Below are 17,231 nucleotides of genomic sequence, written 5' to 3'. Positions count from 1 at the left end.
GGGGGGGGGGGGGGGGGGGGGTGGCCTGGCGGGGGGGTCTGATTGCTCTTTTTTCCATGGGTTTTTCGTGTGGGGCGTGTCGGGGTGGCCGGGGGGGTGGAGGTGGTGCGGGGCGGGGGGGGTGGGGTTGGTGGGGTTCGATCAGGGTCGCTGGTCGTGGCGGGGGGGGTGCCTGGTTGCCCCCCCCCCCCCCACCAGAAGGGGTGAACGGCAGTAACTTTCTCGCGCCGGTGGCGTTCCGTCGCGCTATAGAGGCCCGAAAGCCCCTTTTTCGTTACGGAAGGTCAGGCTGCGGCCAGTTCCCTGCGGGCCTCCCGGCGCCGCGCCGCCGCCTCCGGGTCGAGCGCGGGCACGGCGGCGAGCAGCCGTCGCGTGTACGCGTGCCGCGGTGAGCCGTAGACCTCGTCCACGGGCCCGCACTCGACGATCCTTCCCTGCCGCATCACCGCGACCCGGTCGCTGACCTGCCGCACCACGGCCAGGTCGTGTGCGACGAAGACCAGTGCGAGCCCCAGCTCCCGCTGCAGCTCGGCGAGCAACGCGGTCACCTGCGCCTGCGTCGTCACGTCGAGCGCCGACACCGGCTCGTCGCACACGATGAGCCGCGGTTCGGCGGCGAGCGCCCGCGCGATGCCGATGCGCTGGCGCTGCCCGCCGCTGAACTCGTGCGGGTAGCGGTCGTAGTGCGCCGGATCGAGGCCGACGCGCTCCAACAGTTCGCGCACTCTCCTCCGTACGAAGGAGTCGCTCTCGCCCCGCGCGCGCAGCGGATCGGCGACGGACTCGCCGACGGACCGCCGTGGATTGAGCGAGGAGACGGGGTCCTGGAACACCATCTGCACACCGGGGACCACCCGGCCACCGGTGATCACCCGGCCACCGGCCACGCTCCCGCCGTCGGGCTTCTCCGCACCCCCGTGGCGGAGCTGCCCCGCGGTCGGCTCCAGGAGCCCCACCAGCATCCGGCCGAGCGTGGTCTTGCCGCTGCCGCTCTCGCCGACCACACCGAGGGTCTCCCCGCGTCGGACGGTGAGGGAGACGTCGTCGACGGCGGTGACCGCGCGCTTGCCGCGCCCGAACTCCCGCCGCAGACCGACCGCTTCGAGAACGATCTCGCCGGCCTCCCCGTCGTTCGGGGGCGGCAGCGGCGAGTCCACCCGCGGCACGGCCTTGAGGAGCTCCTGCGTGTACGTCTCCCGGGGCGTCCCGAGCACCTCACGGACCGGCCCGCGCTCCACCACCCGTCCGCCCCGCATGACCAGGATGTCGTCGACGCTCTCCGCGGCGACGCCCACGTCGTGGGTGACGAGGAGCAGTCCCATGCCGGTCTCGGCGCGCAGCGTGTGCAGCAGGTCGAGGATCTGGGCCTGGACGGTGACGTCGAGCGCGGTGGTCGGCTCGTCGGCGACGAGCAGCGCGGGCTCGCACGCCAGTGCCATGGCGATGAGCGTCCGTTGGCGCATGCCGCCGCTGAACTCGTGCGGGCGCGAGCGGGACCGGCGTGCCGCGTCGGGGATGCCGACCCGGTCGAGCACCTCCACGGCACGCGCGCGTGCCGCCCGCCGGGACGCGCCCGTGTGGACGCGGTACACCTCGGCGATCTGGTCGCCCACCGCGTAGTACGGGTCGAGGGAGGAGAGCGGGTCCTGGAAGACCATCGCGGCCTTGCCGCCGCGCAGCCGGCGCAGTTCGGCGTCGGACGCCGCCTGTACGTCGACGCCGTCGACCAGCACCGATCCGCCGACCCGCGCGCCCGTGCCCCGGTGGAGTCCGAGCAGCGCGGACGCCACGGTGGACTTGCCGGACCCCGACTCGCCGACGAGCGCGAGCGCGGCGCCCGCCTCCAGCGTGAAGGAGACCCCTTCGACCGCGCGCACCCCGGCCCCTTCGTCCGCGCGCGAGCCGGACCCGAACTCGACCGTCAGGTCGGTGACTTGGACGAGACTCACGACAGCACCACCCGTCGGTCGGCCACCGCGTACAGGACGTCCGCGACGGCATTGGCGAGCACCACGAAGAAGCCGGTGACCATGACCATCCCGACGACCACCGGCAGGTCGACGACCTTGACCGCGTGCACGAGCTCGCGCCCGATGCCGGGCAGGCCGAACAGTGTCTCGCTGAGCACGGCACCCCCGAACATCGACCCGAAGTCGTTGGCGGTCAGGGCGATGACGGGTGCGACGGCGCCGCGCAGCGCGTGCTTCCCGATGATCGAGCGCTCCCCCACTCCGTACGCGCGAAAGGTCCGCACATGGTCGTCGGCGAGCGTCTCCAGCATCGAGGAGCGGGTCAGGCGCGCGTACTTGGCCGCCTCGATCAGCGCGAGCGAAAGCCACGGCAGGAGCAGGTTCCACGCCCACTGCGTCGGGTCGTCCGCGAAGGCGACGTACTGCGGGAAGGGCAGCCACTGCAGCTGGCCGCAGACGACGATCATCAGCAGCAGGCCGATGACGAAGACGGGTGTGGCGGTGCCCGCGAGCGTGACGGCGGTCAGCACGCGCTCGTCGAGCCGGCCGCGCCGCCGGGCGGAGAGCACGCCGGTGCCGACGCCGAGGACGAGCCACAGCACCATGGCGCCCAGCGCGAGCGACCCGGTGACCGGCAGTTTCGTCAGGATCAGCGCGGTGACCTGCTGGTCGCTCTGGTAGGAGACGCCGAGGCAGGGCGCGGCGCAGTGTTCGGTGCCGGTGCCGGTCGAGTAGTCGTGGCCGACGACGAGGCCCTGGAGGAAGTCCCAGTAGCGCGCGTACAGCGGGTCGTCGAGCCGCAGCTGCTCGGCGACCTGCTGGACCTGGGCGGGTGAGCAGCGGGGGCCGCAGGTGATCTGGGCGACGTCGCCGGGCGCGGCGTAGAACACCACGTAGACGATGACGGAGATGGCGAGGAGCGTGACGGCCGCGCCGACGAGGCGGCGCAGCAGGAACCCGGAGAAGCCGGTCATGCCCGGGCCTCCCGCTTCCGGCCCGTGCCGATCCGCAGCCGTGAGCCGGCTCGCGGGTCGAGCGCCGTGCGCACGCCGTCGCCGAGGACGGTGAGCGCGAGCACGGTGACGAACAGCGCGCCCGCCGGGTACAGCAGGTACTGCGGTGCCGCCTGGTACCAGACGTCCGCGGCGGTGAGCATCTGTCCCCACGAGGGCGTCGGCGGCTTCACGCCGACGCCGAGGAAGGAGAGCGCGGCCTCGACGGTGATGTTGGTGGGGACGAGCAGCGCGGCGTAGGTGATGACGGGCGCGGCGAGGGAGGGCAGCAGTTCCCTGCGGGCGATCCGTAGGGAGCTCCAGCCGCTGAGCCGCGCGGCGGCCACGTGGTCGAGTTCCTTGAGCGTGACGGTCTGCGCGCGGACGAGCTTGGCCATGCTGCCCCAGGCGATGAGGCCGATGACGAGGGCGACGAGCACGGGCCGCGGGAACCCGGTGGGAACGACCGCCATCAGCGCGAGCGCGAGGACCATGAGGGGCAGCGCCACGATGACGTCGGTGGCCCTGCTGAGCACCTGGTCGACCCAGCGGCTGCCGAACCCGGCGGCGATCCCGACCGCGACCCCGATGAACACCTGGACGACGGTCGCGGCGAGCGCGACGCCGAGCGAGACCCGGGCCCCGTACACGAGCCGCGCGAAGAGGTCGCGCCCGGTCTGCGGCTCGACGCCGAGCCAGTGCTCGCCGCTGATCCCGCCGAAGGCGCCGACCGGCACGCCGCCGCGCGCCGAGTCGATGAGCTCCGGGTGGTACGTGGTGGGGTCCTGCCCCTCCAGGGCGGTGAGCAGCGGCGCGGCGAGCGCCACGAGGACGAGCAGGGCGACGACGCCCGCCGCGACGAGGGCGGCGCGCTGCTCGCGCAGCCGCCCCCAGAAGAGCGTGCGGACCGTCACTTCGACTCCACCGCGACCTGGGAGACGTCGAGGACACCGGTCCAGTCGCTGATGACGACGTTCTTGACGTCCTTGCCGTACAGGCGCTTGTAGACCGGGTGGAAGAGCGGCACGGTCAGCGCCTTCTCGCCGATCTTCTTGTCGAGTGCGCCCCAGCGCTTGGCCGCGGCTTCGAGGTCGGTCAGTTCGTTGATCTTGTCGATCTCGTCGTTGACGGACTTGTCGTTGAGGAAGCCGGAGTTGAAGTTGGCGCCGTCCTTCACGATCTGCCGGCCGTCGAAGATCGGGGCGAGGAAGGGGCCGCCGGAGGGCCAGTCGGCGCCCCAGTGGGCGAGGAAGAGGCCGGGCTCGTTCTTGGCGCTGTGGGTCTTGTCCTTGTAGTCGTTGTCCTCAAGCCCCACGAGCTTGACGGTGATCCCGGCCTTCTTCAGGGCGTCCTGGATCGCGGTCGCGATCTCGGGGCTGGTCTCGAAGTCCTTGGCGTTGGAATGCGTGAGCGTGATGGTGAGGCCGTCCTTGTGACCGGCTTCCTTCAGGAGCTCCCTGGCCTTCTTCGGGTTGCCGGACGGGCCTGCCGGGAAGTGGTCGTACTTCGTGTATCCGAAGGACTTCTGGTTCGGCAGGTACGTGGTGGCGGGCTCGGCGAGCGAGGAGCCGCCCGCGGCGTTGACGACCGAGGAGCGGTCCACGGCGTACGAGATGGCCTGGCGCACCTTCGGGTCGTCGAACGGCTTCACCTTCGGGTTGAAGGCGAGGTAGTTCGTGTAGCCGAAGTGTCCGGTGCCGACGTGCGAGGCGAGTTCCTTGTCGCCGGTGACCTTGGCGAGCTCGGCCGGGCCGAGGTTGGTGTCGGTGGTGACGGCGGCGGCGTCCGCGCCCTGGCTCGCGGAGAGCCGCTGGTTGATGACGGACGAGTCGAGCCCGGACCGTACGTCGATGACGTCGGGGTAGGCCTTCCGCTCCGCGTCGTTCTTCGCGGACCAGTGCGGATTGCGCTCCAGGCGGAGCCGCTCGCCGTCGTTCTGGTTCTCGACGACCTTGTAGGGGCCGGACGAGAGGGGGTGCTCCTCGTACTTGGTGCCCTTGTCCTTGCTCTTCGGCACGGGCGCGAACGATGTCTGGGTGGCCACGTAGTCGAAATCGCCCACCGGCTTGTTGAGATGGAAGACGATCGTCCGCTCGTCCGGCGTCTCGACCGAGTCCAGGCCGCCCTTGTCCTTGTACGGTCCTTCGTAGTCGGCGCCCCCGATCAGCCAGCCCCTCAAGAAGGGCGCGCCGCCGGAGAGTTCGGCGGCGAACGACCGCTCGATGCCGTACTTGATGTCGGCGGTCGTGATCGGCGAGCCGTCCTCGTACTTGAGCCCCTTCTTCAGGGTGTACGTCCACACGGTGGCGTTCTTGCTCGGCTTGCCCAGGCCCGTGGCGAGGTCGGGGACGACCTCCGTGCCCTTGGCGCCGTCCTCGCGGTTGCGGGTGGTCAGCGTGCGGAAGACGAGGCTCGGCACGTTGCCGCCGCCTGAGGTGTAGAGCCGTGCGGGGTCGAAGTCGGTCTGCGGGTCGCGGTTGAGGACGGTGAGGGTACCGCCCTTGGCGGGCTTGCCGTCTCCGCCGCTGCCGGCGTCGTTGTCCTTCGGGCCCGCGCAGGCGACGACGCCCGAGGCCAGGACCAGGCTGACGGATGCCGCTGCCACGCGGCGGGATATGACGGACGATCGACGCATCGGAAAGAGACCTCTCGGGGGTGCACGGGCGAAATGGGAGCGACAGGGCTCACCCCGGGAAAGGCGCGGGACACGGCGGCATACGGCTGCTCAGGAAGATGTCAGCAGAAAGCCGGGAAAAAGCGACGCACTCGCCGGGGCGGGCGTCAGCAACAGTGGATGTCGGCCACGCAGAGCGCGGTCACGCCGAACAGCGCCAGCTCAATGGCGGCGCTCGACGGGGCGTGACTGTTCGACATGCGGAGAAATATGAACGAACTTCCGACAGATGTCAAAGCGGCCACCGGAGCAGCGGACTCCGAAAGGCCTGACCGACCGGCCTCAACCCTTCGGAAATGCCCAGGGGTTGGCCTTGCACTTGATGCCGTCGTGGTCGAGGAACTTCGTCTGCTGCTGCATGACCGGCGCGAGGCCGCCGTCCTTCGTGCAGTCCGTGTGGTTGAAGCCGAGCCGGTGCCCGACCTCGTGATTGATCAGCATCTGCCGGTACGGGAAGATCGCGCTGCCGTACTCCTTCTGGACGGCGTCGCCGTAGGTCTTCGCGCCCTGCGCCCATCGATAGGCGTTGATCATCACGCGTTCCGTGGCCGCGGAATCGCACGACACGTTGTCCTGGGTCGTGTCGAGACCGGATTTCGCGCACCAGGCGGCGGTCGTTCCCGGGCTCGCGAGCGTGATGACGAAATCGGGCTTCCCCGATGAGATGCGCTCGAAAGTGCGGGCCCCGCCGTGGGCCCAGCTCCGCTTGTCGTTCAGGGTTTTCTGCACGGCCTGCGCGAAGAGCTTCCCGTCCAGGCCGAGGCCCTTCTCCACGTCGACGCGATAGCGGAACAGCTGTCCCTTGCCGGGCGCTTTCTCGAATCCGGGGATCGCCGCGAAGTCGCCGGACGCCTTGAGTTTCGCGTCCATCGGGTTCTTCTCGCCCATTTTCTGCTCGTACGTCGCCGGGGGCTCGTCCTTCGCCTCGGCGGGCGTCGGGCGGCGGTCCGAGCGGGAGGCGGGGTCGTCCGTGTCGCGGGCGCCGCCCGGGGCGGCCTTGGTCCGCGTGTCCGGACCCTTCGCGCCGCCGGCGACCTGGGCCGCCACGACGACCGCGAGGACGGTGGCCACGGCGGCGGCCGCGGCGACGGCGAGCGTACGGCTCCGGCCGCGCTTCTTGCCCTCGCGGTCACCGTCGCCGGCGTCGGCGGGTTCGGGAACGGTGTCCCAGTCGGTGACGGAGGCGTACGGGTCGCGGGGGCGCGGTGGCCGCGCGGCCTGCTTCGGCTCGCTCTCGGCGAGGTGGTCGGACTCGTCGCGGGCGGACGCGGCACCGTCGGGGCGAGCAGCGTCGTCGGGCGACGCGGCATCGCGGGAGGGCGCGGCGTCGTCGGGGAACGCGGCCACGTAGTCCTGGCGGGGCCCGGGCACGCCGTGCCCGTCCCGGATCCGGGGCCCGCCACCGGTGCCGGCGACATCGCCCCAGCCCCCACCGGGCTCCCGCTGCTCGGGGTGGCCGCCACGGACGGACGGCACTCCGTCGGCGGGGGTTTCGTGCGGAGGGGTGCCGTCCGCCTCCGCACGCCTGCGCCGCCGCCCCGTACCGGGCGCGGCCTGAGGCCCCACGCCGTGCGGAACCGGTGTGCCCGAGGTGCTGTTGTTGTCAGTCGTGTCTGCCGGACCGCGGCGGCTGTGACGTCCCACGCGCCGCCTCAGCTCCCCGAACCCGTGCGCGAGCCACCGCGGTTCAGGCCGCTCAACTCGCCGGTGTCCACAAGCAGTTCACGGAACGCCGTCGCCACGCTCTCGGGATACTCCATCATCGCCACGTGCCCCGCGTCGGGCAGCGTGAGGAGCCGCGAGTCGCGGAACGCGGCAGCCGCCCTGCGGGCCATGCGGAACGAGACGAGCAGATCGCGCCCGCCGTAGATGAGCAGGGTCGGCGCGAGCACCCGCTCGGCCTGCCGCCACAGCCCGTGCTGGCCGCCCAGCGTGTACGCGTTCACGATGCCGCGCGCCGTGCGGCTCATCGCGTCCCAGAAATAGGGGAGTTGGAGCCTGCGCTCCATCTCGCGGACCGCCGCGCTGAAACCTTCCGGCGTGACCCTCCCCGGGTCGCCGTAACAGAGCCCCATGACGCCGCGCACCCGCTGCTCGGCCGTCCACTCCCTGGTGAGGCGGGTGAAGAGCGCGGCGACACCCGGCACCGCGAGCAGTCCCGTCGGCACCGCCGTGCGCTGCACGCGCAGCTCCGGCAGGGCGGGCGAGACCAGCGTCAGCGTGCGGACCAGGTCGGGGCGGACCGCGGCGACGCGCGTCGTGATGGCGCCGCCCAACGAGTTCCCGAAGAGGTGGACGGGGCCGCGGTCGCGCGCGTCGAGATAGCGGATGACCGCGCGGGCGTGCCCGGTGATGGAGTAGTCGCCGTCGTCCGGCGGCGGGGAGTCCCCGAACCCCGGCAGGTCGACCGCCTCGCAGTTGACGACGTCCGCCAGCTGCGGCATCAGGGCCGACCAGTTCTGCGAGGAGCCGCCGAGCCCGTGCACGTACAGCGCGGGGGGCAGTCCGGGGCCGGTGGAGGGCCGGGAACGCACGGTCAGCGAGAGGCCGGGCAGGGCCACCGAGTCGAGCCGCTCCCCCTCCGCGACCGCCACGGCACCCGGCTTGGGCGCGGCGGCGGAGGCCAGCAGGTTCGGCAGCTCGGTCGAAGACATGCGGCAATGTTACGAGACGATCACGCGGTAGTTCACGTGTTCGCCGTCACAGACCGCACACGGATCGCGTAGCGCCCCGTACGGGTCTCTTCTAGGCTCGAAACAGACTCACGGAACAGACTCGTGAAGAGACCCGCGGAGAGAGTCATGGAAAGCGGGGGTACAGGGCACTCGCCCCATAAGGGCCACCACGTACCGCGAGGGAAGAGAGCCATACATGAGTGTCGACCCGAGTGACCCCGAGACCTTCGAGACGGAAGACAGCACGCCCGAGCCCGACGTCGAAGCCCCTGAGGCGGACGCGGCGGAGCAGCAGACCGATCTCGCCCCCACCCGGGACGACTCCCTCACAGAGGTCGATCCGAACGCCGGCAACGAAGCCGACCTGGCGGAACAGGCCCGCGTCGTGACCCTCGACGAGGACGACTACCGCTGAGGGACCCCGGCGGCCGGCCGGGACGGCGCCGTCGGCTCGACCGTGTTTGCCCTGCTACGCACCGTTGGACAGCCCTTCTGGGGTCGTCCAGTCCGTGAAATTCTGCGTTCGCACCGCGCACATCACTGTTACCGAAAAGTACGATGGCGGCGCGGCGCTCACCGCACATCGGACCATTTGGGAGGCGGCGTGACAGCCATCGAGCAGACAGAGGCGGCGCGCCCGCGGGGCACACGGCTGCCGCGCCGTGCCCGACGCAACCAGCTCCTGGGGGCGGCCCAGGAAGTATTTGTCGCGCAGGGGTACCACTCGGCGGCGATGGACGACATCGCCGAGCGCGCCGGCGTCAGCAAGCCCGTGCTCTACCAGCACTTCCCGGGCAAGCTCGACCTCTACCTCGCCCTGCTCGACCAGCACTGCGAGTCGCTCCTGCAGTCCGTGCGCACGGCGCTCGCGTCCACCACGGACAACAAGCTCCGCGTCGCCGCGACGATGGACGCCTATTTCGCGTACGTCGAGGACGAGGGCGGCGCGTTCCGCCTGGTCTTCGAGTCCGACCTGACGAACGAGGCGGCGGTGCGCGAGCGCGTGGACCGCGTCACGCTCCAGTGCGCGGAGGCGATCTGCGAGGTCATCGCGGAGGACACCGGCCTGCCCAGGGACGAGGCGATGCTCCTCGCCGTGGGCCTCGGCGGGTACTCCCAGGTCGTCGCGCGGTACTGGCTGGCCAGTGACAGCACGGTGCCCCGCGAGAAGGCGGTCCAGCTGATCACGTCGCTCGCCTGGCGCGGCATCGCGGGCTTCCCGCTGCACGGCACCGAAGGCCACTGAGCCCTCGCCCTTTTGTTCCCGTCCCGTGTTCGCTACCGGCGTGCACGGCCGCGGCCGTTCCCGTCCCCTCACCGGGCTAATGTGTGCTGGGTACGGCGCGGACGGCCGCGCACAGACTGACCGTCGGAGGGACAAAGCCGTGGAGGTCAAGATCGGCGTGCAGTACGCGCCCCGCGAGATCGTGCTGGAGAGCGGCCAGAGTGCCGAGGAAGTCGAGCACGCGGTGTCCGAGGCGCTGACCGGCAAGTCGCCGCTGCTGAGCCTCGTGGACGACCACGGCCGCAAGGTCCTGGTTCCGGCCGACCGCCTCGCGTACGTGGAGCTGGGCGAGCCGACCACGCGCAAGGTGGGATTCAGCGCCCTGTAGGACGCTTCTGGTAGATCTTCCAGATCTTCAGAATCTTCAGAGAACGGCCCGGTGGTCGGGTTACCGACCACCGGGCCGTTCTCGTGTCGTGGGTTCGTGGTGCGTCCCGGTGTCACCCGATCATGTTCGTCCCGGTGTCACCCGATCATGGAGGGTTGCGTTCCGGCGGCCTGGGGTACACCGGCTACGACCGATTTGCACCTGGCCGCGAGGGAGGGCACCACCGTGATTCTGGAAGCACTCGGCGCCACATTGCTCGGCCTGGCGCTGGCATGGGCCGCCGCGCACCGCTTCGGCCACCGGCTGCCCGCGCGCAGCCTCGTCCTGTCCACAGGCCCCGCGGGCGCCCTGATCGGCGCCTTCATCACCCACATGGCGCTCGGCCCGGACCACGCCCCCGCGACGCTCCTGGGAGCACTGGCCGTCTCCGCGGCCCTGCTGTCCCTCCTGCTCCGCCCGGCCGGCAACAGGCTGCACCGCTCGGCAACGGCGTAAGGCCCCCGGGAGGAAGGCCCCCGGAGGGGCCTGACAGGGGCGCGGGGAACTGCGCGACCAGCCACGACGAACCCGCAGCCGACCGCGCAGCGACCCGGAGCCGACCTACGCCGCCAAGCCCAGCGCGGCCATCCGCTTGGTGTGCGCCTCGGTGATCCGCGAGAACATCCGCCCGACCTCGGCGAGGTCGAACCCGTCGGCCACGCCCCCGACCAGCATCGTCGACAGCGCGTCCCGGTCCGCGACCACCCGCTGCGACTGCGACAGCGCCTCGCCCATCAGCCGCCGCGCCCACAGCGCGAGCCGCCCGCCCACGCGCGGGTCCGCCTCGATCGCGGCGCGCACCTTCTCCACGGCGAAGCTCGCGTGGCCCGTGTCGTCGAGCACGCCGAGCACGAGTTCCCGCGTATCGGAGTCGAGGCGGGCCGCGACCTCGCGGTAGAAGTCACTGGCGATCGAGTCGCCGACGTACGCCTTGACGAGACCTTCCAGCCAGTCGGACGGCGCGGTCTGCCGGTGGAAGCCGTCGAGCGCGGCGACGAACGGCTCCATCGCCTCGGTCGGCTCCGCGCCGACCGCCGAGAGCCGGTCACGCAACTGCTCGAAATGGTGGAATTCCGCCGACGCCATCTTCGCCAGCTCCGCCTTGTCGCCGAGCGTCGGCGCCAGCTTCGCGTCCTCCGCGAGCCGCTCGAACGCCGCGAGCTCCCCGTAGGCGAGCGCGCCGAGCAGGTCCACGACCGCGGCGCGGTACTGGGGCTCGGTGGAAGCTTTCGCCCAGTCCTGGGCGGCGATCCCGGTGGGTTCGGCGGCGGATTCAGCGGCGGTGTCAGGCGTCTCCATGAAGCGCACAATAGCCCGCTTGCCGGAAGGCGTAAGGCCCTGGTCAGTGACTGTGACGACCACCATGTGACCAATTCGCCGGACACACATGCGAGATTTAGCGGTACAGTGGTAATGCGCCCGCCGAATATTCGACGGGCCGTACGAATGAGGATGCCCGGTCGGTGGCCCGATCGGCTCCGACCCGACAGCCCTCCGGGCGGTGCGCACTCGATGCGTACGGCACGAGGAGGGAACCTCAGCGGTAAGAGCGCTCGAGCGCCGGCAGTGGTCCCGCGCCCCCGGCACGCCCCCCAAGCGTCCGGCGGTAGTGGCACGGTCACGACCCCCTGCGTTCGCCTCACGCCGCGTCTCACAGAAGAGGCATAGCCCTGACTACGACTTTCCGAGAGCTCGGGATCCTTCCCGAGACGGCCGAGGCGCTCGAAGCCGTCGGCATCATCAATCCCTTTCCCATCCAGGAGATGACGCTCCCCGTGGCCCTTTCGGGTACGGACGTCATCGGCCAGGCCAAGACCGGCACCGGCAAGACGCTCGGCTTCGGCCTCCCGCTCCTTGAGCGCGTGATCGTCCCCGCCGACGTCGAGGCGGGCCGCGCCACTCCCGAGCAGCTGACCGAGGCCCCGCAGGCGCTCATCGTCGTCCCCACCCGCGAGCTCTGCCAGCAGGTGACGAACGACCTCCTGACCGCCGGCAAGGCGCGTAACGTCCGCGTGCTCGCCATATACGGCGGCCGTGCCTACGAACCGCAGGTCGAGGCCCTCAAGAAGGGCGTCGACGTGATCGTCGGCACCCCCGGCCGCCTGCTCGACCTCGCGGGCCAGCGCAAGCTCGACCTCAAGCACGTCAAGTGCCTGGTCCTCGACGAGGCCGACGAGATGCTCGACCTGGGCTTCCTGCCCGACGTCGAGAAGATCATCAACATGCTTCCGGCGAAGCGCCAGACGATGCTGTTCTCGGCGACCATGCCGGGCGCCGTCATCGGCCTCGCCCGTCGTTACATGTCGCAGCCCACGCACATCCGTGCCACCGCACCGGACGACGAGGGCCAGACCGTCGCCAACACGAAGCAGTTCGTGTACCGCGCGCACAACATGGACAAGCCCGAGATGGTCTCGCGCATCCTGCAGGCCGAGGGCCGCGGACTCGCGATGATCTTCTGCCGTACGAAGCGGACCGCCGCGGACATCGCCGAGCAGCTGGAGCGCCGGGGCTTCGCCTCGGGCGCCGTCCACGGCGACCTCGGCCAGGGCGCGCGCGAGCAGGCTCTGCGCGCGTTCCGCAACGGCAAGGTGGACGTGCTCGTCTGCACGGACGTCGCCGCGCGCGGCATCGACGTCGGTGGCGTCACGCACGTCATCAACTACCAGTCCCCCGAGGACGAGAAGACGTACCTGCACCGCATCGGCCGCACCGGCCGCGCGGGCGCCAAGGGCATCGCGATCACGCTGGTCGACTGGGACGACATCCCGCGCTGGCAGCTGATCAACAAGGCGCTCGACCTGGGCTTCAACGACCCGGTCGAGACGTACTCCAGCTCCCCGCACCTGTACGAGGAGCTGAACATCCCGGCGGGCACGAAGGGTGTCCTGCCGCGTGGCGAGCGGACCCGTGCGGGTCTGGGCGCGGAGGAGATCGAGGACCTCGGCGAGACCGGTGGGCGCGGCCGCGGTGGCCGTTCCGGCGGTGGTCGTACGCAGGACCGCGACCGTGGCCGGGACCGCGACCGGGACCGTTCGGCCCCGGCGGCCGCCGAGCGTGAGCGCCCGGCGCGCACGCCGCGTCGCCGTCGCCGTACGCGCGGTGGCACCCCGCTCGACACGGCTACGACCACGGCCGCGACCGCGACGGCTTCCGCCGCTCCGGTGGCCGAGGCCGCCCCCGTCGCGGAGGCCGCCCCGGTGGCCGCCGAGGCGACCGAGCCGCGCACCCCGCGCCGCCGCCGGCGGACGCGTGCCGGCGCGACGTCGGAGGCCCTGGCCACGGCCGAGGGCACGACGACGACCGAGACGGAGGCCCCGGCACCGACCCAGGCCCCGGCTCCTGTGACCGAGGCGGAGGCCCCGGCCACGAAGCCGCGCCGCCGCACCCGCAAGGCCGCGGAGCGGACGCCCGAGACCGAGGCAGTCGTACCTGAGACGGTCGCACCCGAGGCAGTACTCCCTGAGGCTGTCGCACCCGACGCTGTCGCACCCGAGGCGGAAAAGCCGAAGCGCCGCACCCGCAAGGCTGCGGAGAAGGCCCCAGAGACCACGGAGGTCACCGCCCCCGAGGTCGAGAAGCCCAAGCGCCGCACCCGCAAGGCTGCGGAGAAGGCCCCCGAGACCACGGAGGCCACCGCCCCCGAGGCCGACGCCGAGGTCGAGAAGCCCAAGCGCCGCACCCGTAAGACGGCGGCGCAGAAGGTCGCCGAGGCGGCAGTGCCGGAAGCCGAGGCCGAGGTCGAGGCCGAAAAGCCCAAGCGCCGCACCCGCAAGGCCGCGGAAAAGGCCCCTGAGGCCGACGCCGAGGTCGAGGTCGAGAAGCCGAAGCGCCGTACGCGCAAGACGGCGGCGGCCAAGGTCGCCGACACCGTCGAGGGCGTCGAGGCCGGCATCCCGGCCCAGGCGACGGAGGAGCCCAAGCCCCGCCGTCGTACGCGCAAGGCCGCGGCCGCCCCGGTGGACGCGACCGAGGCCGAGGCCCCGGCCCCGCGCCGCCGCACGCGCAAGAAGGCGGAGCCGGCGGAGACAGCAGAGAGCTAACGCCCGGCCCGCACCAACACCGAAGGCCCGCCCCCACTTGGGAGGCGGGCCTTCGTGCATCCCCGCCCACACCTGCCGCCACACGCAAAGGCCGAGGCCACCAACGACGGCCACGCCCTGACAACAGCCACCTGCCACAGCCCCAAGGCCGCACGTAGGGCCTCCACCAGTTGGCCCCCGCAAGGGCCCGGCGCAACCGCCCACAGCCCCCCACCCCGTGCGCCCCGCACTCGCTGTCGTCCGTTTCCGCGGACCCGTTAGCCTCGGCTCATGAGCAGGCCCCCGACTTTCGTCCCGCCCCCGTGCGCGACCGCGTACGCCCTCCGTACCGCCCGTGGTGACTTCGCCGTGCTCGATGCGGCGCCGGCGTCCGGCGTCCGGCGCAGAGGGACCGTCCTCCTGCTGCCCGGCTTCACCGGGAGCAAGGAGGACTTCGTCGCCCTCCTGGAGCCGCTCGCCGGCGCCGGCTACCGCGCGGTGGCCGTGGACGGCCGCGGCCAGTACGAGACACCGGGTCCGGACGATGAATCGGCGTACGCCCAGAGCGAGTTGGCGCAGGATGTGCTGGCCCAGGCGGCGGCTGTCTCGGCGGACGTGGGGGTCAGCGGACCCCACCCCCGAACCCTGCACCTCCTCGGCCACTCCCTCGGCGGTCAGATCGCCCGGGCGGCCGTGCTGCTCGATCCCCGCGCCTTCGCCACCCTCACCCTCATGTCATCGGGGCCCGCCGCGATCGCCCCCTTGCAGCAAGACCGCGCGAAGATGCTGGCGGACGCCGTCGCGGCGCTGTCCATGGACGAGGTGTGGCAGGCGATGCAGGCCATGGAGCCGCCGCCCCCGCAGGACGCGCAGACGGGTGACGCGAAGGGCGTCGACGTCGTCGACGATGACAGTGAGGCTCTGCGGGCGCGCTGGCTGCGGCACAGTCCCGCCCAGCTCATCGCCACCGGCAGGCAGCTGTCCACCGAACCGGACCGCGTGGCCGAGCTCGCCTCCCTGCCGCTGCCCAAGCACGTGATCTCGGGCGCGCGAGACGACACCTGGCCCGTACCGCTCCTGGACGACATGGCCGAGCGCCTGGCGGCCCACCGCACGGTGATCCACGGCGCCGAGCACTCCCCCAACACCGACCGCCCCGATGAGACGGCAGCAGCCCTGATCGACTTCTGGGACCGCTGCTGAGCCACGGCCTCAGTACTGCGCCTGCAAGTGCTCCCAGAACCCGTCCCGCAGCGCCCTGCGCAGATCCGACTGGCCGCGCAGTGAGTACTGCAGCAGCCGCTCCGCCTCCACCAGGAGGTCCTGGTCCACCGATCCGGGCAGGTAGGGGTGGCCGGGCAGCAGGCCCACCAGTGCCTCGCGGCCGCGCGCCCCGAGCCACTTCGCGGCGATCTGCGCGCCGACGAAGCGGACGTCGTCGCGGGAGGGGCGGTGCGCGGCGGCACCCGCCTCGTACGGCGTGACGACGCGCCGTGTGACGTACGGCTTGAAGAAGTCGAGGTCGAACGTGCGCTGGCTGTCGACCTCCCACAGCAGCGCCTCCGCCTGATTGCGGCCGTCGGGCGCCTCGATGCCCCACAGGTGGACCCGCGCGCCGTACCCCTGCGCCGCCTCGACCGCCGAGACCAGGTCCTCGTCGCCGCCGATGAGCGCCGCGTCGCTGATGGCGCGGTGCCTGGCCAGTGACTCCAGGTCGCTGCGGATCAGGGAGTCGACGCCCTTCTGCTGGTTGTTGGCGTTGAGGTTGCCGAGCCTGACCTTGACGTCGGGCAGCTCGGCGATCGACTGCTGTTCGGCCGTGTGGATGCGGCGCCTCGCGCCGTCGTACCAGTAGACGCGGAGCAGCCTGCTGTCGGCGAAGATCGTGCGGGCCTTGTCGATGAGCGCCTCGATGAGGCCCTCCGCGTCGACGTCGAAGGCCCGCCGGTCCTCCGTGGTTCCTGTGACGAGCCGGCCTGCGGCGGCGTACAGGTACCCGGCATCGACGAAGATCGCGTGCGTGGACGGGGTCTTCGCCACTTCGGCGAGCACACGCTCAAGCAGGCCGTTGGTGCGCTCCAGCTGAGCGCTGATGTCCGCCGCACTGATGTCGGCTGCGCTGTTGTCGGCTGCGCTGCTGTCGCTGAGATCCGCTGCGCTGGGGTCGGCGTCGTTCATATCGTTCCCAGTCTCCCGTCCGTCACGCTGCGAACACAACCGCTCTCGCTACTCGCAAGTAATTAGGTTCTCGAAAAATTTCTTTAGCGTAGGGAATGTTTGCACGAGGCAACTCGTTGTACCCGTCAGGAAGACACCGCAAGAACTCAGCAGTTCTCCTTGCAGGAGGATGACCAGACGAAGGGAGAAGCCCCTCATGCGCTTCGAAATCATGCGACTCGACGACGTCGACGGCACCGCCGTGGACAGCACCGTCGTGGACGCCGCCTCCGTCAATCGGATCGTGCAGCAGGCCGCAGCGATCGGCCAGCGCATCTACATCCGCCCGGCCGACACCTCGGCCTCATAACGCAGACGTCGCAGGGCCCCCGTACGCAAGCCGTACGGGGGCCCTTCGTGCGTACGGGCCCCTGAGAAGCCCGGCACCTCACTCACGGCTCTCAGCCGCCCTTGATCACCTGCGTGACGCCGTTGATGATCTGCTGCACCGCGATCGCGGAGAGCATCATGCCCGCGAGCCGCGTCACGAGCACCACGCCGCCGTCCTTGATCACCCGGATGATCAGCAGCGAGTAGCGCATCACCAGCCACAGCACCACGTGCATGGCCACGATCGCCGCCCAGACGGAGATCTGCGTACCGACACTGTCCGCGTCCTGCACGGCCAGGATCACCGAGACGATCGCGCCGGGCCCCGCGAGCAGCGGCATGCCGAGCGGCACCAGCGCGACATTGACGTCCTTGGTCTGCTTCGGCTCGTCCGTCTTGCCGGTGAGCAGGTCGAGCGCGATCAGGAGCAGCAGCAGACCGCCCGCGATCATCAGCGCGGGGACGGAGACGTGCAGGTAGTCGAGGATCTGGTGACCCACGACGCCGAAGACCGTGATCACGCCGAAGGCGACGCACACGGCCTGGAAGGCCATCCGCTGCTGCACCTTGGCGGGCCGGCCCGCGGTCAGACCGAGGAAGATCGGGGTGATACCAGGGGGGTCCATAATCACGAAAAGCGTGAGAAAGAGGGATCCGAAAACGGCGACGTCGAACACAGTGATGGCCTTGCAGAGAGTC

17 protein-coding genes are annotated in these 17,231 nt (G+C 71.1%); 7 read left to right on the top strand and 10 right to left on the bottom strand.

All coding sequences use genetic code 11. The annotated features are described in order from the left end of the window. Positions 1–284 precede the first annotated feature (284 nt). The 7 genes from AB0H82_RS34625 to AB0H82_RS34595 all read right to left on the bottom strand — a co-directional run bounded on the left by AB0H82_RS34625 (position 285) and on the right by AB0H82_RS34595 (position 8,290). The gene (locus tag AB0H82_RS34625) at positions 285–1,949 is read right to left on the bottom strand and encodes an ABC transporter ATP-binding protein (protein ID WP_362999494.1); all 1,665 of its coding nucleotides are present in this window, start codon (positions 1,947–1,949) and stop codon (positions 285–287) included. Beyond that, a complete protein-coding gene (locus AB0H82_RS34620) occupies positions 1,946–2,944 on the bottom strand; it encodes an ABC transporter permease (protein ID WP_362999493.1) in 999 nt (332 codons plus the stop codon). The genes AB0H82_RS34625 and AB0H82_RS34620 overlap by 4 nt, the downstream gene beginning before the upstream one ends. Continuing rightward, a complete protein-coding gene (locus tag AB0H82_RS34615) occupies positions 2,941–3,876 on the bottom strand; it encodes an ABC transporter permease (protein WP_362999492.1) in 936 nt (311 codons plus the stop codon). The genes AB0H82_RS34620 and AB0H82_RS34615 overlap by 4 nt, the downstream gene beginning before the upstream one ends. Then, positions 3,873–5,597: an ABC transporter substrate-binding protein gene (locus tag AB0H82_RS34610; RefSeq protein WP_362999491.1), complete on the bottom strand. Its 1,725-nt coding sequence runs from the start codon at positions 5,595–5,597 to the stop codon at positions 3,873–3,875. Before AB0H82_RS34610 ends, AB0H82_RS34615 begins: the two co-directional genes overlap by 4 nt. Before the next feature lie 146 nt (positions 5,598–5,743). Then, positions 5,744–5,836 carry an Ms4533A family Cys-rich leader peptide gene (locus AB0H82_RS34605; protein WP_317987152.1) on the bottom strand — a complete coding sequence of 31 codons (93 nt, stop codon included), beginning with the start codon at positions 5,834–5,836 and terminating at the stop codon, positions 5,744–5,746. Positions 5,837–5,918: 82 nt separating this feature from the next. Next, positions 5,919–7,280: a DUF3152 domain-containing protein gene (locus AB0H82_RS34600; protein ID WP_362999490.1), complete on the bottom strand. Its 1,362-nt coding sequence runs from the start codon at positions 7,278–7,280 to the stop codon at positions 5,919–5,921. An 8-nt stretch (positions 7,281–7,288) separates the two neighbouring features. After that, a complete protein-coding gene (locus AB0H82_RS34595) occupies positions 7,289–8,290 on the bottom strand; it encodes an alpha/beta hydrolase (RefSeq protein WP_362999489.1) in 1,002 nt (333 codons plus the stop codon). Positions 8,291–8,507: 217 nt separating this feature from the next. Here AB0H82_RS34595 and AB0H82_RS34590 point away from each other — a divergent pair, with 217 nt between their 5' ends. The 4 genes from AB0H82_RS34590 to AB0H82_RS34575 all read left to right on the top strand — a co-directional run bounded on the left by AB0H82_RS34590 (position 8,508) and on the right by AB0H82_RS34575 (position 10,419). Next, on the top strand, positions 8,508–8,726 hold the full coding sequence (locus AB0H82_RS34590; RefSeq protein WP_362999488.1) for a hypothetical protein: 219 nt from the start codon (positions 8,508–8,510) through the stop codon (positions 8,724–8,726). A gap of 189 nt (positions 8,727–8,915) precedes the next feature. After that, entirely contained in the window at positions 8,916–9,557 is a 642-nt protein-coding gene (locus tag AB0H82_RS34585; RefSeq protein ID WP_362999487.1) for a TetR/AcrR family transcriptional regulator, read from the top strand. Between the two features lie 139 nt (positions 9,558–9,696). Beyond that, positions 9,697–9,924: a DUF3107 domain-containing protein gene (locus AB0H82_RS34580; protein WP_362999486.1), complete on the top strand. Its 228-nt coding sequence runs from the start codon at positions 9,697–9,699 to the stop codon at positions 9,922–9,924. Positions 9,925–10,149: 225 nt separating this feature from the next. After that, the gene (locus tag AB0H82_RS34575; RefSeq protein WP_362999485.1) at positions 10,150–10,419 is read left to right on the top strand and encodes a hypothetical protein; all 270 of its coding nucleotides are present in this window, start codon (positions 10,150–10,152) and stop codon (positions 10,417–10,419) included. 105 nt (positions 10,420–10,524) lie between these two features. Here AB0H82_RS34575 and AB0H82_RS34570 read toward each other — a convergent pair whose 3' ends face one another. Beyond that, positions 10,525–11,262 carry a ferritin-like fold-containing protein gene (locus AB0H82_RS34570; protein WP_362999484.1) on the bottom strand — a complete coding sequence of 246 codons (738 nt, stop codon included), beginning with the start codon at positions 11,260–11,262 and terminating at the stop codon, positions 10,525–10,527. Between the two features lie 464 nt (positions 11,263–11,726). Here AB0H82_RS34570 and AB0H82_RS34565 point away from each other — a divergent pair, with 464 nt between their 5' ends. After that, positions 11,727–14,006, top strand: a complete 2,280-nt coding sequence (locus AB0H82_RS34565; protein ID WP_362999483.1) for a DEAD/DEAH box helicase — start codon at positions 11,727–11,729, stop codon at positions 14,004–14,006. Between the two features lie 270 nt (positions 14,007–14,276). Beyond that, a complete protein-coding gene (locus tag AB0H82_RS34560; protein WP_362999482.1) occupies positions 14,277–15,188 on the top strand; it encodes an alpha/beta hydrolase in 912 nt (303 codons plus the stop codon). A gap of 9 nt (positions 15,189–15,197) precedes the next feature. On the opposite strand, the gene AB0H82_RS34555 is transcribed toward AB0H82_RS34560, so the two are convergent. Further along, a complete protein-coding gene (locus AB0H82_RS34555) occupies positions 15,198–16,163 on the bottom strand; it encodes an NYN domain-containing protein (protein WP_362999481.1) in 966 nt (321 codons plus the stop codon). 196 nt (positions 16,164–16,359) lie between these two features. On the opposite strand from AB0H82_RS34555, the gene AB0H82_RS34550 reads away from it, so the two are divergent. Further along, entirely contained in the window at positions 16,360–16,512 is a 153-nt protein-coding gene (locus tag AB0H82_RS34550) for a hypothetical protein (RefSeq protein ID WP_167359504.1), read from the top strand. Positions 16,513–16,603: 91 nt separating this feature from the next. On the opposite strand, the gene AB0H82_RS34545 is transcribed toward AB0H82_RS34550, so the two are convergent. Then, complete coding sequence (locus AB0H82_RS34545; protein ID WP_362999480.1) at positions 16,604–17,209, bottom strand: MarC family protein; 606 nt, start codon at positions 17,207–17,209, stop codon at positions 16,604–16,606. Positions 17,210–17,231 lie beyond the last annotated feature (22 nt).

The sequence above is a fragment of the Streptomyces sp. NPDC050732 genome, from assembly GCF_040654255.1.
Classification (GTDB): domain Bacteria; phylum Actinomycetota; class Actinomycetes; order Streptomycetales; family Streptomycetaceae; genus Streptomyces.
Note: the sequence above shows the minus strand (reverse complement) of the source record. Positions and strands in the feature narration are given on the sequence as shown.